This is a genomic window from Citrobacter sp. Marseille-Q3906 (genome assembly GCF_916618775.1).
Lineage (GTDB): Bacteria > Pseudomonadota > Gammaproteobacteria > Enterobacterales > Enterobacteriaceae > Citrobacter > Citrobacter murliniae.
Genome location: NZ_CAKAKA010000002.1, coordinates 2,170,860 through 2,186,699, shown reverse-complemented (window position 1 = coordinate 2,186,699; position 15,840 = coordinate 2,170,860). Strand labels below are relative to the sequence as shown.

Sequence of the window (15,840 nt, the reverse complement as noted above, 5' to 3'; positions counted from 1 at the left end):
AATTGTGTACCGTTCAGTGATAACCTGGTTCACCCTTAGCACGTCTGGTGTTAAGGGGTTGAAGCACGAAAGGAGAAAGTGCCATGCGTTTATGTGACCGAGATATTGAAGCCTGGTTGGATGAAGGTCGTCTGTCGATCAATCCACGCCCTCCTGTCGAGCGAATCAATGGCGCAACGGTAGATGTGCGCCTTGGAAACAAATTTCGTACGTTCCGCGGTCATACGGCACCGTATATTGATTTGAGCGGACCGAAGGATGAAGTCAGTGCCGCGCTGGATCGCGTGATGAGTGATGAAATCGTTCTCGATGATGGTGAGGCGTTTTTCCTGCACCCGGGGGAATTAGCACTGGCTGTCACTCTGGAGTCCGTTACGCTGCCATCCGATCTCGTTGGCTGGTTAGACGGACGTTCGTCACTGGCGCGTCTGGGTCTGATGGTACACGTTACTGCACACCGCATCGATCCGGGCTGGTCGGGTTGCATTGTTCTGGAATTTTACAACTCCGGGAAATTACCGTTGGCCCTGCGCCCCGGCATGCCGATTGGCGCGCTGAGTTTTGAGCCGCTTTCCGGTCCGGCTGCGCGACCTTACAATCGTCGTCAGGATGCGAAATATCGCGACCAGCAGGGCGCTGTAGCCAGCCGGATTGATAAAGACTGAGTATTTGTCAGTCCATTGGGGATAGCATGAGACGATTTCTGACGACGCTGATGATTCTTCTGGTCGTGCTGGTGGCCGGTTTTTCCGCGTTAGTACTGTTGGTTAATCCGAATGATTTCCGCGCGTACATGGTAAAGCAGGTTGCTGCGCGTAGCGGATATCAGTTGCAGTTGGATGGTCCTTTGCGCTGGCATGTATGGCCTCAGCTAAGCATCCTCTCCGGGCGCATGGTGTTAACGGCTGAGGGTGCCAGCGAACCGCTGGTACGTGCCGACAATATGCGTCTTGATGTGGCGTTGTGGCCGTTACTGAGCCATCAGCTTGATGTTAAGCAGGTGATGCTCAAAGGTGCTGTGATCCAACTGACCCCACAAACCGAAGCGGTGCGCGGAGAAGATGCGCCCGTAGCTCCGAAAGATAATACGTTTCCTGATCTGGCAGACGATCGCGGATGGTCGTTTGATATCGCTCGTCTGCGGGTTGCTGACAGCGTTCTGGTATTTCAGCATGAAGACGATGAACAGATTACGGTTCGTGACATTCACCTGAATATGGAACAGGATGCCCAGCATCGCGGTACGTTCGACTTCACCGGACGCGTGAACCGCGATCAGCGTGATCTTGCGTTATCCCTTAGCGGCACCGTAGATGCTTCTGATTATCCGCACAATCTCGCGGCTAATATTGAGCAGCTTAGCTGGCAGTTACAGGGCGCCGACCTGCCGCAGCAGGGGATTCGCGGCCAGGGGCAGCTTCAGGCTCAATGGCAGGAAGATAAAAAACAGCTCGCATTTAGCCAGATTAAGATGACGGCTAATGACAGCTCTCTGACTGGGCAGGCTATGGTCGCGCTGGCGGATAAGCCGGAATGGTCGGTCGACCTGCGATTTGGTCAGCTCAATCTCGACAACCTGATTGTGCAACAGGATGCCGCTGCTGTAACAAACGGTGGGGCGCAACAGGGACAGAGTCAATCGACGCTGGCTCGACCGGTCATCGCCTCGCAGGTTGATGCCGTATCTTATCAAGGACTGAAGGGGTTTTCTGCGGATATTACATTGCAGGCGGACAAGGTTCTCTGGCGGAAAATGGCCTTTGATAATGTTTCCGCGAAGATATCTAACGATTCCGGATTGCTGAACATTGATGAGTTACAGGGAAAAAGCAATGGTGGGATTATCTCACTTCCCGGTACGCTGGATGCCAGAAAGACTCAGCCGCGAGCGGTCTTTCATCCACGTCTGGAAAATGTAGAAATTGGGACTATCCTCAAAGCCTTTGACTATCCGATTGCGCTGACGGGCAAGCTGTCGCTGACTGGCGATTTTTCAGGTTCAGATATTGACGCTCAGGCATTTCGTCACCACTGGCAGGGGCAGGCCAGCGTCGAGATGAGCGACACGCGTATGGAAGGGATGAACTTCCAGCAACTGGTGCAGCAGGCGGTTGAGCGCAGCGGCGGTGATGTAACATCGCAGCAAGATCTGGACAATGTCACCCGGCTGGATCGTTTTGTTACCGATCTGACGCTGAGTAACGGCAAGGTTATGCTGGACGACATGGAAGGGCAGTCCGCGATGCTGGCACTTTCAGGTAAAGGCACGTTAGATCTGGTTGAACAGAACTGTGATACACAGTTTAACGTACGCGTGCTGGGCGGCTGGAATGGGGAAAGCAAACTGATTGATTTCCTGAAAGCCACTCCCATTCCGCTTAGGGTCTACGGTAAGTGGCAGGCTTTAAACTACAACCTGCAGGTAGACCAGCTTCTGCGTAAGCACATGCAGGATGAAGCGAAACGCCGGTTGAATGACTGGGCCGATCGCAATAAAGACTCCCGCAACGGCAAGGACGTTAAAAAGCTGCTCGATAAACTCTGATTTGTATTGTCGGACAAGATGTCTTACGTCTTGTCCGACTTACAACACGTTACCTACACTTCGTAATCCATCTCTTCTTCATTATTGTGCAACGGTATTAACTGTACTTTTTGCACCCGGTGATTTTCTACCTGCAAGGTTTTCAGCAGGTAATCACCAACCTGAACTTCCTCCCCGGTTTTTGGAATGCGTTGCAAATACTCCATTAACAGCCCGGCAATCGTGTGATACTCACGTTTATCGTCCAGTGGAATAGGAACGTATTGCACCAGGTCCTCCAGTGGCATATGTCCGTTAGCTGTCCATGACCCATCGGCATTCTTCTGAATATCATGTCGGGCGTCGATCTCTTCCACCTCATTAGGCAAGTTACCGGCGATGGTTTCCATTACGTCACTCAGTGTCACGATCCCTTCAACCGAACCAAACTCATCAGCCACAAAAGCAAAGTGCGTCCGGGCGTTACGGAACTGCTCCAGCGCTGGAAGCAACGGCAGTGTCTCCGGGAATACCAACGGCTGGCGGATCAGGACGCGTAAGTCGAGTTGCTCGCCACGTAGCGATTGTTGCAGAAGGTCAATCACATGCACCACGCCAAGCAGATCTTCCTGTTCGTCTTCTCCGGTCACAACGAGGCGCGTATGCTGGTTTTTCTCCAGTAACGCGCGGATTTCTGTTTCAGGAGCATTGAGATCGATATGCTCAATATCATGACGTGAAGTCATGATGCTGCTGACGGTACGCTGATTCAGGTTCAGTACGCGCTCGATCATCCGGCGCTCCTGCGGGGCAAAAATCTGGCCGTCGTGATGATCCGCCAGCATAGCAGAGGTTTCTGCATCCAGTTCGGCGTCTTCTTTTTGTCCACTTAGCAGGCGCATAACCGCCTCGGCAGTACGCTGGCGCAAAGTATGGTTGGCTGACAGGAAACGACGGCGGTTAAAGATAGCTAACTGGTTCAGTGCTTCTATCATGACCGAGAACCCGATAGCGGCGTACAGATAGCCTTTCGGAATATGGAAGCCAAACCCTTCTGCGACCAGGCTGAAACCGATCATCAGCAGGAAGCTAAGGCACAGGATGACGATGGTTGGATGGCTGTTTACAAAACGGGTCAACGACTTGCTGGCCAGCACCATCAGGCTAATAGCAATAATGACAGCCGCCATCATAACCGCCAGGTGATCGACCATCCCCACGGCGGTGATCACTGAGTCCAGAGAGAAAATGGCATCCAGTACCACAATTTGTGCCACGACTCCCCAGAACTTAGCGCCTTTACGCTGGGTGGGGTTATCGCTGTCTTTTCCTTCCAGTCGCTCGTTAAGCTCCATTGTGGCTTTGAACAGCAGGAAGAATCCCCCGAATAGCATAATCAGGTCACGTGCACTGAAGCTCAGATCCCGGATGCTAAATAGTGGCGTGGTCAGCGTCACCAGCCAGGATATTGACGCCAGCAGCAGCAGGCGCATGACCATCGCGAGCAATAGTCCGGTAATACGCGCCTTGTCCCGCTGGCCAGGTGGCAGTTTTTCCGCGAGGATGGCAATAAAAACGAGGTTATCAATGCCAAGAACAAGTTCTATCACGATTAGCGTGACGAGTCCGGCCCAGATCGACGGATCGGCAATCCATTCCATAGTAAAAGCTATACCCATAGTTGTATGACAATTGTCACAATTCGATCATGGATAAAGCCGACGGAAAATGCAATGGCGATAAGGGATTTCTCTGCCGTTTATATCTGGAGTGACACGAGATAATAGCCTTAAATTTACTACAGGATATAGTTTTATAAATATTAACATATTTAAGAAATATCGCAGGTTACGTAATTGCAGAGTGATAATGTCAATATCAATAAAATCCTAAAAATATAAAATTTGCGTCCTTAATATTAATCTTAAAAGCAAGGGGACGACGAGCTGTTTTCTTGCCTGTAACACCGTTAGCTGTAACAATTCTTTCCGTAATCACCAAAAGAGAAATATTACTATATCACCCCGCAGTGCTATTTCTGCTGCATTGTTGCTATGAAAGTGATGAAAATAGAGGGGCGAGAAAAATATAAATTAATCAGTGCATTGGTAGCTAAAGAAGCCAGGGGCGGTAGCGTGCCTGGTCGCCTGATGATAAGCCTGAATTAATCTGTCAACAGACTGCTGACGAATTCATTTTTTTAGGACTGATGCCGATTATATTTTCGTTTAATTAACGGCAATGTAAATGGCACAGGTGAAGACGCTATTTAGAATGCACGTGATAATTACTCTGCCAAAGTGATAAATAATCAATGATGAAATCCAAACTTAGATTAATACCAGTATTGGTATCGGTAATCTTGATCAACGGTTGTACCGTACTTCCGGGCAGCAATATGTCTACGATGGGTAAAGATGTGATCAAACAGCAGGATGCTGATTTTGATATCAATCGGATGGTGAATGTTTATCCACTAACCCCTCGACTGGTAGAGCAATTACGTCCACGACCGAATGTTGCACAACCCAATATGTCGCTGGACCAGGAGATTTCGGGGTACCAGTATCGGGTCGGCGCAGGTGATGTACTAAATGTGACCGTCTGGGATCATCCAGAACTCACAACGCCAGCGGGGCAATACCGAAGCTCAAGTGATACCGGCAACTGGGTTCAACCTGATGGCACCATGTTTTATCCCTACATTGGTAAAGTGAGCGTTGTTGGGAAAACGTTGGCAGAAATTCGTAGTGATATTACCGGGCGCCTTGCGAAGTACATTGCTGACCCGCAGGTGGACGTTAATATCGCTGCTTTCCGCTCGCAGAAGGCGTATGTCTCAGGGCAGGTTAATAAATCCGGCCAGCAGGCCATCACCAACGTTCCGTTAACTATCCTTGATGCGATTAACGCCGCCGGTGGACTGACCGAGGCGGCGGACTGGCGTAACGTTGTGCTCACCCATAGTGGACAGGAGCAACGTATTTCCCTGCAGGCGCTGATGCAAAATGGCGATCTGAGCCAGAACCGTCTGCTCTATCCTGGCGACATTCTGTTTGTCCCACGTAATGACGATCTTAAAGTCTTCGTGATGGGGGAAGTGAAAAAACAGAGCACCCTCAAAATGGACTTCAGCGGGATGACGCTTACCGAAGCGCTGGGAAATGCGGAAGGTATCGACCTGACCACCTCCAATGCCAGCGGTATCTTCGTCATTCGACCGTTAAAAGGCGAGGGCGAACGCAGCGGCAAAATTGCCAATATCTACCAACTGGATATGTCAGATGCGACCTCTCTGGTGATGGCGACCTCTTTCCGACTTCAGCCATACGACGTGGTGTATGTCACGACCGCGCCGGTTTCTCGCTGGAACCGTTTGATCAATCAGTTGCTGCCGACTATCAGCGGTGTTCGTTACATGACGGATACGGCCAGCGACCTTCACAACTGGTAATCGCCATGTTTAACAAGATATTAGTCGTTTGCGTGGGGAACATTTGCCGCTCCCCAACGGCAGAACGTTTGTTAAGGCAATTTCATCCGGCGTTGACGGTCTCTTCCGCGGGCCTGGGCGCGTTGGTCGGCAAAGGTGCGGATCCCAAAGCCATTAGCGTGGCTCTGACACACGACCTGTCTCTTGCAAATCATAGCGCGCGTCAAATTTCGGGGCGAATGTGTCGGGAGTATGACCTGATCCTGACCATGGAAAAGCGCCACATTACAGCACTGTGTGAAATGGTGCCGGAGATGCGGGGCAAAGTGATGCTTTTTGGTCACTGGGACGGTGAGCGTGAAATCCCCGATCCCTATCGCAAAAGCCACGAAGCATTTGACTCGGTATACGCATTACTTGAACGGTCTGCCCGCCAATGGGCTAAGGCGCTGAACGCGGAGCAGGATAAACAATGACGGAAAAAATAAAACAGTCTGCCACGCCGGTAACAGGCAACGATGAAATCGATATCGGTCGCCTGGTGGGGACGGTTATAGAAGCGCGTTGGTGGGTGCTTGGCATAACCACTGCTTTTGCGCTGTGTGCTGCGATCTACACCTTGTTTGCCACCCCTATCTACAGTGCTGATGCTCTGGTGCAAATTGAGCAAAATACCGGTAACTCGCTGGTTCAGGATATTGGTTCAGCGTTATCGAACAAGCCCCCGGCTTCTGAAGCCGAAATCCAGCTTATCCAGTCGCGACTGGTATTGGGTAAAACGGTGGACGATCTCGATTTGGATATCGCCGTCACCAAAAATACGTTTCCCTTTTTCGGCGCGGGCTGGGAGCGACTCATGGGCCGCCAGAACGAAACGGTCAAAGTGACGACATTCACTTTTCCAAAGCCGATGAATGAACAGATCTTTACGCTGACCGTGCTGAATGCCAAAAGTTACCAACTGACGAGCGACGGGGGTTTTAGCGCCCGGGGGCAGGTCGGAAAGTTGTTAAACCACGATGGGGTTACGATGCAGGTCCAGGCAATTCATGCCAGTCCCGACAGCGAATTCACCATCAGTAAATTTTCCACGCTTGGGATGATCAATACCCTGCAAAATAACCTGAGCGTCACTGAAACCGGGAAAGACACCGGCGTATTGAGCCTGACATTTACCGGTGAAGACCGGGAGCAGATCCGCCAGATCCTCGACAGTATTACCCGTAACTACCTGGAACAAAACGTGGCGCGTAAATCTGAAGAGGCGGCCAAAAGCCTGGCGTTTCTGGCAAAGCAACTGCCCGAGGTGCGTAACCACCTGGATGTTGCGGAAAATAAACTGAATGCGTTTCGCCAGGATAAGGACTCAGTAGATCTTCCGCTGGAGGCGAAAGCGGTACTGGATTCGATGGTGAATATTGATGCTCAGCTGAATGAACTGACGTTCAAAGAAGCTGAAATTTCCAAACTGTTCACCAAAGCGCACCCGGCGTATCGCACGCTGCTGGAAAAACGCCAGGCGCTGGAAGATGAGAAAAGCAAACTGAACGGGCGCGTGACCGCAATGCCGAAAACGCAGCAGGAAATTGTCCGCCTGACCCGCGATGTTGAGTCTGGTCAGCAGGTTTATATGCAGTTACTGAACAAACAGCAGGAGCTGAAGATAACCGAAGCCAGTACGGTAGGTGATGTTCGTATTGTTGACCCCGCCATTGCTCAGCCTGGCGTACTGAAACCGAAAACTGCGCTGATAATTCTCGGTAGCATTATCCTTGGCCTGATGCTTTCAGTTGTTGGCGTTCTGCTGCGTTCTCTGTTTAATCGTGGGATCGAGAATCCTCAGGTGTTGGAAGAGAACGGTATCAGTGTATATGCCAGTATTCCTCTTTCTGAGTGGCAAAAAGCACGTGATAGCGTCAAAACCATTAAAGGTGTTAAGCGTTACAAACAAAGTCAGCTGTTGGCGGTGGGGAATCCGACCGACCTGGCGATAGAAGCAGTACGCAGCCTGCGTACCAGCCTGCATTTTGCCATGATGCAGGCGCGCAACAATGTGCTGATGCTTACCGGGGTCAGCCCGTCAATTGGGAAAACGTTTGTCTGCGCCAACCTGGCGGCGGTCATTAGTCAGACCCACAAACGCGTTCTGCTGATCGACTGCGATATGCGCAAAGGCTATACGCACGAACTGCTCGGGACCAATAACGTCAATGGTCTGTCCGATCTCCTCATTGGTAAGGGTGACCTCTCGTCCTGTGCAAAACCAACCTCAATCGCGAATTTTGATCTGGTCCCGCGCGGACAGGTTCCACCGAATCCTTCAGAACTTTTGATGAGTGAACGCTTTGGCGAACTGATGGCCTGGGCAAGCTCGAACTATGATCTGGTGCTCATCGATACCCCGCCAATACTGGCAGTGACCGATGCGGCGATTGTGGGACGTCATGCCGGCACTACGCTGATGGTCGCCCGTTATGCCGTCAACACCCTGAAAGAAGTCGAAACCAGCCTGAGCCGCTTTGAACAAAACGGCATTCAGGTGAAAGGGGTGATCCTCAACTCTATCTTCCGTCGCGCCAGTGGATACCAGGATTACGGCTACTACGAATATGAGTACATGTCGGATTCGAAGTAATTAATGAACGGTGCCGGTAGGTGGCATAAACGCGCTTTATCTGGCCGACAAACGTATCTCGATCTGGGGAATGAGAATGACAACAGACAACCCGCTAATTTCAATTTATATGCCGACCTGGAACCGTCAGCAACTGGCTATCCGGGCAATTAAATCGGTGCTGCGCCAGGACTATCCTCACTGGGAGATGATCATTGTGGATGATTGTTCTTCGTCCTGGGAGCAGTTGCAGCAGTTTGTCGATGAGCTGAACGATCCACGTGTTACCTATATTCATAATGCCATTAACTCCGGGGCATGCGCGGTACGCAATCAGGCCATTATGCAGGCCAGCGGGCAATACATTACGGGGATTGATGACGACGACGAGTGGACGCCAAACCGTTTGAGCGTCTTCCTCAAATATCGCCATCAACTGGTGACTCGTGCGTTTCTCTATGCCGATGACTATGTCTGCGAAGGCGAGGTCTATTCGCAGCCAGCCAGTCTGCCGCTCTACCCAAAGTCCGTGTACTCGCGACGTAAATTCTATAAGCGCAACATTATTGGTAATCAGGTCTTTACCTGGGCCTGGCGCTTTAAAGCGTGCCTGTTCGATACAACGTTGAAAGCCGCACAGGATTACGACATTTTCCTGCGTATGGTGGTGGCGTATGGCGAGCCATGGAAGGTACAAGAGGCAACGCAAATTCTGCATGTTAATCACGGCGAGATGCGTATTACATCATCACCACGAAAATTCTCCGGTTACTTCCAGTTCTACCGCAAGCACAAAGGCAAATTTGACCGGGCCAGCAAAAAATATCAGCTGTTTACTCTCTATCAGATCCGTAACAAACGAATGAACTGGCGCACGTTGTTGACGTTACTTTCAGTGCGTAACAGCAAGCGTCTGGCCGCCGGGCTGAGAGGACGTTAAATATGCTGGAAGATTTACGTGCGAACGGCTGGAGCCTGCGTCCCTGCTGCATGGTAGGGGCGTATCGGATTGCTCATTTTTGCTCCGTGTGGCGTAAAAAAAACGTGCTGAACAACTTGTGGGCAGCACCGATATTGGTGATGTATCGCCTTATCACTGAATGTGTATTTGGCTATGAAATTCAGGCAGCAGCAACTATCGGTCGTCGTTTTACCATCCATCATGGCTATGGGGTAGTTATCAACAAACATGTAGTGGCAGGTGACGATTTTACCCTTCGCCATGGCGTTACCATCGGTAATGTTGGTGCAAAAGATATGGCCTGCCCGGTGATTGGTAACGGTGTTGAGCTGGGGGCTAATGTCATTCTGCTTGGCGCTATCACCATTGGTCATAACGTGACGATTGGCGCAGGCAGCGTTGTACTTGATGACGTTCCTGACGACGCGCTGGTGGTGGGTGAAAAAGCACGGGTTAAAGCAACGAAATGAATATATTACAGTTTAATGTCCGACTCGCAGAAGGAGGGGCAGCAGGGGTAGCTTTGGATCTGCACCTGCGCGCGCTGGATAAAGGGTTGTCGTCGCGTTTTGTGTATGGTTATGGCAAAGGCGGCAAGAGAAGTATCAGCCACGACAACTATCCACACGTGATTAAGCACACGCCACGCCTGACGTCGGCGGCGAATATTGCGCTGTTTCGTCTGGCTAACCGCGACCTGTTTGGCAATCTCGATAATTTGTACCGCACAGTTACCCGTACATCTGGTCCACTGGTGCTGCATTTTCATGTGCTGCACAGCTACTGGCTGAATCTGGAAGAGGTAGTGGCGTTTTGCCAAAAGGTGAAGTTGCATAAACCCGATATCACCTTCGTCTGGACACTACATGATCACTGGAGTGTCACCGGTCGCTGTGCCTTTACCGACGGCTGTGAGGGCTGGAAAACTGACTGTCAGAAATGCCCAACGCTGACCAACTATCCCCCAGTAAAAGTCGATAAGGCGCACCAACAACTGCCCGGCAAACGACAGATGTTTCGCGCCATGCTGGCGTTAGGCTGCCAGTTCATCTCTCCCAGTCAGCATGTAGCCGATGCGTTTAACCACCTGTACGGCGCAGGACGCTGTCGCATTATTAATAACGGGATTGATATTGCAACGGAAGCCATTCTCTCTGACCTGCCACAGGCAATGGAACATCACAGCAGGCCGAAAATTGCAGTAGTGGCTCACGACTTGCGCTATGACGGTAAAACGAACCAGCAACTGGTGCGCCAGATGGTCGCGCTGGGCGACAAGATAGAGCTACATACCTTCGGTAAGTTTTCGCCGTTTACCGGGGTGAACGTAACCAATCACGGATTTGAAACCGATAAGGGCAACTTAATGAGTGCTCTTAATCAAATGGATGGGCTGGTATTCAGTTCCCGGGTTGATAACTATCCGTTGATTTTATGCGAAGCGCTATCTATCGGTGTGCCGGTGATCGCCACGCATAGCGAGGCAGCGCAGGAAGTGCTGGCTAAATCGGGAGGAAAAACGTTCAGCGACGCTGATGTCCTGCGACTGGTACAACTGAATAAGTCAGAAATAGCTCAGGCTGTATTCGCTACTTCGCTTGCGACGTTTAGCCAGCGTAGTCGGGCTGCATACAGCGGGCAACAGATGCTGGAGGAATATGTCTCGTTCTATCAGAATCTGTAGCTACCTGATGTTACCGCTGCTGTATCTGCTGGTTAATGTCAAACTTGCACAACTGGGAGAAAGTTTTCCCGTCACGATCGTCACTTTTTTACCGGTTCTGTTGTTGCTGTTTATTGAACGCATCAATATCAAAAAGTTGCTGATTGCGCTCGGTGTCGGTGGAGGACTGACAGCATTTAACTATCTGTTCGGTCAGTCGCTGGATGCAAGCAAATATGTCACCTCCGCGATGCTTTTTGTGTATACCGTGATCATCATTGGTATGGTGTGGAGTATTCGGTTCAAAACGATTTCGCCGCATAACTATCGGAAAATTTTACGTTCCTTTTGGCTGGTAGTAGGGCTGGTGGTGGGGCTTGCTGCGATTGAAATGACACAGATTATTCTGAGCGGTAGCAGTAGCGTAATGGAAGTTATTTCGAAATATCTTATTTACAGCAATAGTTATGTTCTGAACTTTATTAAGTTTGGTGGCAAACGTACTACCGCACTCTATTTCGAACCGGCATTTTTCGCTCTGGCCTTAATCTCAATTTGGCTCAGTATCAAACAGTTTGGTATCAAAACGCCTAAGTCCGATGCTATGATTCTGTTAGGGGTAATATTATCAGGATCGTTTTCGGGGGTGATGACATTTATCTTGTTTTATTTACTGGAGTGGGTGTTCCAGTATTTGAATAAAGATGCGATAAAAAAGAAGTTACCGTTGGCGATTATCTCACTAAGCGTGTTTCTGATTGGAGTGGTATTTGCATTTCCATACATCTCGACGCGTCTGGGAGATTTAGGTACAGAAGGTTCGTCATCGTATTATCGTATCGTCGGCCCATTGGTAATGGTTGGTTATTCTCTGCTGAATATTGATGGCGTAGTCAGATTCGGCTCACTTTATGAGTATGTTGCGTCATTCGGAATTTTTAACGGTGCGGATGTAGGTAAAACGATAGACAATGGTTTGTATTTGTTGATTATCTATTTTTCATGGTTTGCCGTGATATTAGCCCTCTGGTATATGGGGACAGTCATGAAAATGATGCTGAATGCGTTTGGCGATAATCAGAATTATCGGGTGCAGCTTTATCTTTTTACGCCATTGTCGTTGTTTTTCACCGGTTCAGTATTTAGTCCGGAATACGCTTTTTTAATTGTGTGTCCGTTTATTTTGCGCAAGGCGTTGAATATCGCGAGGTAATTTACATGCTGCTCAGTATTATCACCGTCGCCTTTCGCAATTTGGAAGGGGTTATCAAAACTCACGCGTCACTGTCTCACCTGGCGCAGGCGGGAGATATCAGCTTTGAGTGGATTGTCGTTGATGGTGGCTCCACTGACGGTACGTCAGCGTATCTTGAGGATCTTAACGGAGAGCACAGGTTACGCTTTGTCAGCGAGCCGGATAACGGTATTTATGATGCGATGAATAAAGGTATTGCGCTGGCGCGCGGGCGGTTCGCTTTGTTCCTTAACTCCGGGGATGTTCTACATGCAGATGCCGCAAAGTTTGTTCGTCAGCTGAAAGCGCAAAGTGATAACGCGATGGTTATCGGTGATGCGTTACTGGATTTCGGTGATGGTAATAAAATTAAACGCCGGGCTAAACCAGGCTGGTATATCTATCACAGCTTACCGGCCAGCCATCAGGCGATTTTTTTTCCGGTTAGCGGATTGAATGTCTGGCGTTATGACTTGCAATATAAAATATCCTCAGATTATGCATTGGCTGCCAAATTATATAAGTGCGGATTTTCTTTTAAAAAAATCACCGGACTGGTGTCAGAGTTCTCTATGGGCGGTGTGTCTACTACGAATAATCTGGTATTATGCCGGGATGCAAAAAAAGTGCAGCGACAGATATTACGGATGCCAGGTTTTTGGGCTGAGCTTTCCTGGTATTTACGCCTGCGAACAACCGGTAAGACAAAAACCTTATATGGTAAAACGTAGGGGCACACTATGCAGAATTTAAATGGCTTCTCAGTACCGAAAGGTTTTCGCGGTGGCGGCGCCATTAAAGTGCAATTATGGTGGGCAGTACAGGCGACATTATTTCGGCTGTCACCACAGGTGATGTATCGCTGGCGCGCATTTTTATTACGAATGTTTGGCGCGAAAATAGGAAAAAACGTAGTAATCAGACCTTCAGTAAAAATTACTTATCCGTGGAAATTAACCCTGGGAGATTATGCCTGGGTAGGTGATGACACGGTTTTATATACGCTGGGTAATATTACGATTGGTGCGCACGCGGTTATTTCACAGAAAAGTTATTTATGCACCGGGAGTCATGATTGCACCAGTCAATATTTTGATATTACCGCCACGCCGATTGTTGTTGGTGAGAAATGCTGGCTGGCGACGGATGTTTTTGTTGCTCCTGGTGTGACGATTGGCGATGGCACCGTAGTGGGTGCACGAAGCAGCGTTTTTAAATCGCTGCCGGCAAATACCGTTTGTCGGGGTAATCCCGCAGTTGTTACGCGCAAACGCGTCGAAAAAGTTACTCCCTGAGGGGATCATTTAAGAGGTGAAAACATGTCAAAAGTCGCTCTCATTACTGGCGTAACCGGGCAGGATGGTTCCTATCTGGCAGAGCTTTTGCTGGAAAAAGGTTATGAAGTGCATGGTATTAAACGCCGTGCATCATCGTTTAACACCGAACGCGTGGACCATATTTACCAGGATCCGCATTCGGGTAATCCCAAATTCCATCTGCACTATGGCGATCTGACGGATACCTCCAACCTGACCCGGATTTTACAGGAAGTTCAACCGGATGAAGTTTATAACTTGGGGGCGATGAGCCACGTAGCGGTGTCATTTGAATCACCGGAATATACCGCTGACGTCGATGCGATTGGCACGCTGCGCCTGCTGGAGGCGATCCGCTTCCTCGGTCTCGAAAAGAAAACCCGTTTTTATCAGGCATCCACCTCTGAATTGTATGGCCTGGTACAGGAAATTCCGCAGAAAGAGACCACGCCGTTTTATCCGCGATCGCCGTATGCAGTTGCCAAACTGTATGCCTACTGGATCACCGTCAACTACCGTGAATCCTACGGCATGTTCGCCTGTAACGGCATTCTGTTTAACCACGAATCCCCGCGCCGGGGGGAAACCTTTGTCACGCGGAAAATTACCCGCGCGATTGCCAATATCGCCCAGGGGCTGGAGTCGTGTCTGTATCTCGGCAATATGGATTCCCTGCGCGACTGGGGACATGCCAAAGATTACGTCAGGATGCAGTGGATGATGCTGCAACAGGAAACACCAGAAGATTTTGTTATTGCCACTGGTGTGCAGTATTCCGTACGTCAGTTTGTGGAAATGGCGGCGGCACAGTTGGGCATTAAATTGCGCTTTGAAGGTCAGGGCGTGAACGAAAAAGGGATTGTCGTTTCCGTGACCGGCCATGATGCCCCAGGTGTTAAACCGGGCGATGTGATGATTGCTGTCGATCCGCGTTATTTCCGTCCGGCTGAGGTAGAAACTCTGCTGGGCGATCCGGCCAGGGCTCACGAAAAACTGGGCTGGAAACCGGAAATTACGCTGCGCCAGATGGTCTCTGAAATGGTTGCCAACGATCTGGAGGCGGCGAAGCGACATTCTCTGCTGAAATCCCATGGGTATGAGGTCGCCATCGCGCTGGAGTACTGAGGATGATGAAACAACGTATTTTTGTGGCGGGCCATCGCGGGATGGTGGGGTCTGCCATCGTGAGGCAACTGGCGCAGCGCGATAACGTTGAGTTGGTGCTGCGTACCCGTGATGAGCTTAATCTGCTGGACGGGAATGCGGTGCGTCACTTCTTCGCGACCGAACGTATTGACCAGGTGTATCTGGCAGCGGCAAAAGTGGGTGGTATTGTGGCAAATAATACTTATCCTGCTGATTTTATTTATGAAAATATGATGATTGAGAGCAATGTTATTCATGCGGCTCATCAGCATAACGTGAATAAGCTGCTCTTCCTCGGCTCATCATGCATTTACCCGAAGATGGCCAGACAGCCGATGCACGAAAGTGAACTATTGCAGGGGGCGCTTGAACCCACTAATGAACCGTATGCGATTGCAAAAATTGCCGGGATCAAGTTGTGCGAGTCATACAACCGTCAATATGACCGCGACTATCGTTCGGTAATGCCCACCAATCTATACGGGCCGCACGACAATTTTCATCCGAGCAATTCGCATGTGATCCCGGCGTTGCTGCGCCGCTTTCATGATGCCTGTAATCAAAATGCGGCGGACGTTGTGGTGTGGGGGAGCGGGACGCCGATGCGCGAGTTCCTGCATGTGGATGATATGGCCGCGGCCAGTATTCATGTGATGGAGCTGGCTCGCGAAGTCTGGCGAGAGCACACCCAGCCGATGTTGTCGCATATCAACGTAGGTACAGGTGTTGACTGCACTATTCGCGAACTGGCGCAGACTATCGCGAAGGTAGTGGGCTACAAAGGGCGCGTGGTGTTTGATGCCTCGAAACCGGATGGTACACCACGGAAGTTGCTCGATGTCACGCGACTACACCAGCTTGGCTGGTATCACGAAGTGTCGCTGGAGGCCGGACTTGCCAGCACCTGGCAGTGGTTCCTTGAGAATCAGCAGCGGTATCGGGGGTAATT

The 15,840-nt window shown here is 50.1% G+C and carries 14 protein-coding genes; 13 read left to right on the top strand and 1 reads right to left on the bottom strand.

Features of this window, described 5'->3' with window-relative positions:
* Positions 1-83 precede the first annotated feature (83 nt).
* Both dcd and asmA read left to right on the top strand, forming a co-directional pair.
* Positions 84-665, top strand: a complete 582-nt coding sequence (gene dcd, locus LG384_RS14760) for a dCTP deaminase (protein WP_045444731.1) — start codon at positions 84-86, stop codon at positions 663-665.
* 26 nt (positions 666-691) lie between these two features.
* A complete protein-coding gene (gene asmA, locus LG384_RS14755) occupies positions 692-2,545 on the top strand; it encodes an outer membrane assembly protein AsmA (RefSeq protein ID WP_048221095.1) in 1,854 nt (617 codons plus the stop codon).
* A gap of 53 nt (positions 2,546-2,598) precedes the next feature.
* Here asmA and LG384_RS14750 read toward each other — a convergent pair whose 3' ends face one another.
* Complete coding sequence (locus tag LG384_RS14750) at positions 2,599-4,185, bottom strand: TerC family protein (protein WP_045444726.1); 1,587 nt, start codon at positions 4,183-4,185, stop codon at positions 2,599-2,601.
* Between the two features lie 653 nt (positions 4,186-4,838).
* Here LG384_RS14750 and LG384_RS14745 point away from each other — a divergent pair.
* The 11 genes from LG384_RS14745 to LG384_RS14695 all read left to right on the top strand — a co-directional run bounded on the left by LG384_RS14745 (position 4,839) and on the right by LG384_RS14695 (position 15,838).
* On the top strand, positions 4,839-5,978 hold the full coding sequence (locus LG384_RS14745; protein ID WP_045444723.1) for a polysaccharide export protein: 1,140 nt from the start codon (positions 4,839-4,841) through the stop codon (positions 5,976-5,978).
* A gap of 5 nt (positions 5,979-5,983) precedes the next feature.
* Positions 5,984-6,433 (top strand): low molecular weight protein-tyrosine-phosphatase Wzb, encoded by a 450-nt coding sequence (gene wzb / locus LG384_RS14740; protein WP_225761146.1) that lies wholly within the window; start codon positions 5,984-5,986, stop codon positions 6,431-6,433.
* Positions 6,430-8,592 (top strand): tyrosine-protein kinase Wzc, encoded by a 2,163-nt coding sequence (gene wzc, locus LG384_RS14735; RefSeq protein WP_225761145.1) that lies wholly within the window; start codon positions 6,430-6,432, stop codon positions 8,590-8,592. The genes wzb and wzc overlap by 4 nt, the downstream gene beginning before the upstream one ends.
* A gap of 76 nt (positions 8,593-8,668) precedes the next feature.
* Entirely contained in the window at positions 8,669-9,511 is an 843-nt protein-coding gene (wcaA, locus tag LG384_RS14730; protein WP_225761144.1) for a colanic acid biosynthesis glycosyltransferase WcaA, read from the top strand.
* Positions 9,512-9,513: 2 nt separating this feature from the next.
* Positions 9,514-10,002: a colanic acid biosynthesis acetyltransferase WcaB gene (gene wcaB / locus LG384_RS14725; protein ID WP_045444710.1), complete on the top strand. Its 489-nt coding sequence runs from the start codon at positions 9,514-9,516 to the stop codon at positions 10,000-10,002.
* Positions 9,999-11,216 carry a colanic acid biosynthesis glycosyltransferase WcaC gene (gene wcaC / locus LG384_RS14720; RefSeq protein ID WP_225761143.1) on the top strand — a complete coding sequence of 406 codons (1,218 nt, stop codon included), beginning with the start codon at positions 9,999-10,001 and terminating at the stop codon, positions 11,214-11,216. The genes wcaB and wcaC overlap by 4 nt, the downstream gene beginning before the upstream one ends.
* The gene (wcaD, locus tag LG384_RS14715; protein ID WP_045444705.1) at positions 11,191-12,408 is read left to right on the top strand and encodes a colanic acid polymerase WcaD; all 1,218 of its coding nucleotides are present in this window, start codon (positions 11,191-11,193) and stop codon (positions 12,406-12,408) included. Before wcaC ends, wcaD begins: the two co-directional genes overlap by 26 nt.
* A 5-nt stretch (positions 12,409-12,413) precedes the next feature.
* Complete coding sequence (gene wcaE / locus LG384_RS14710) at positions 12,414-13,160, top strand: colanic acid biosynthesis glycosyltransferase WcaE (protein WP_225761142.1); 747 nt, start codon at positions 12,414-12,416, stop codon at positions 13,158-13,160.
* A gap of 9 nt (positions 13,161-13,169) precedes the next feature.
* Positions 13,170-13,724 carry a colanic acid biosynthesis acetyltransferase WcaF gene (wcaF, locus tag LG384_RS14705; protein ID WP_225761141.1) on the top strand — a complete coding sequence of 185 codons (555 nt, stop codon included), beginning with the start codon at positions 13,170-13,172 and terminating at the stop codon, positions 13,722-13,724.
* A 24-nt stretch (positions 13,725-13,748) separates the two neighbouring features.
* Complete coding sequence (gene gmd / locus LG384_RS14700; protein ID WP_045444698.1) at positions 13,749-14,870, top strand: GDP-mannose 4,6-dehydratase; 1,122 nt, start codon at positions 13,749-13,751, stop codon at positions 14,868-14,870.
* Between the two features lie 2 nt (positions 14,871-14,872).
* Positions 14,873-15,838, top strand: a complete 966-nt coding sequence (locus tag LG384_RS14695; protein WP_048221100.1) for a GDP-L-fucose synthase — start codon at positions 14,873-14,875, stop codon at positions 15,836-15,838.
* Positions 15,839-15,840 lie beyond the last annotated feature (2 nt).

Excerpts from the sequence above, each read along its gene's own strand:
- LG384_RS14750 (WP_045444726.1), bottom strand. The coding sequence starts at position 4,185 with ATGGAATGGATTGCCGATCCGTCGATCTGGGCCGGACTCGTCACGCTA.
- wcaE (WP_225761142.1), top strand. The coding sequence starts at position 12,414 with ATGCTGCTCAGTATTATCACCGTCGCCTTTCGCAATTTGGAAGGGGTT.
- LG384_RS14695 (WP_048221100.1), top strand. The coding sequence starts at position 14,873 with ATGATGAAACAACGTATTTTTGTGGCGGGCCATCGCGGGATGGTGGGG.
- wcaA (WP_225761144.1), top strand. The coding sequence starts at position 8,669 with ATGACAACAGACAACCCGCTAATTTCAATTTATATGCCGACCTGGAAC.
- LG384_RS14745 (WP_045444723.1), top strand. The coding sequence starts at position 4,839 with ATGATGAAATCCAAACTTAGATTAATACCAGTATTGGTATCGGTAATC.
- wzc (WP_225761145.1), top strand. The coding sequence starts at position 6,430 with ATGACGGAAAAAATAAAACAGTCTGCCACGCCGGTAACAGGCAACGAT.
- wcaD (WP_045444705.1), top strand. The coding sequence starts at position 11,191 with ATGTCTCGTTCTATCAGAATCTGTAGCTACCTGATGTTACCGCTGCTG.
- gmd (WP_045444698.1), top strand. The coding sequence starts at position 13,749 with ATGTCAAAAGTCGCTCTCATTACTGGCGTAACCGGGCAGGATGGTTCC.
- asmA (WP_048221095.1), top strand. The coding sequence starts at position 692 with ATGAGACGATTTCTGACGACGCTGATGATTCTTCTGGTCGTGCTGGTG.
- wcaF (WP_225761141.1), top strand. The coding sequence starts at position 13,170 with ATGCAGAATTTAAATGGCTTCTCAGTACCGAAAGGTTTTCGCGGTGGC.
- wcaC (WP_225761143.1), top strand. The coding sequence starts at position 9,999 with ATGAATATATTACAGTTTAATGTCCGACTCGCAGAAGGAGGGGCAGCA.
- dcd (WP_045444731.1), top strand. The coding sequence starts at position 84 with ATGCGTTTATGTGACCGAGATATTGAAGCCTGGTTGGATGAAGGTCGT.
- wcaB (WP_045444710.1), top strand. The coding sequence starts at position 9,514 with ATGCTGGAAGATTTACGTGCGAACGGCTGGAGCCTGCGTCCCTGCTGC.
- wzb (WP_225761146.1), top strand. The coding sequence starts at position 5,984 with ATGTTTAACAAGATATTAGTCGTTTGCGTGGGGAACATTTGCCGCTCC.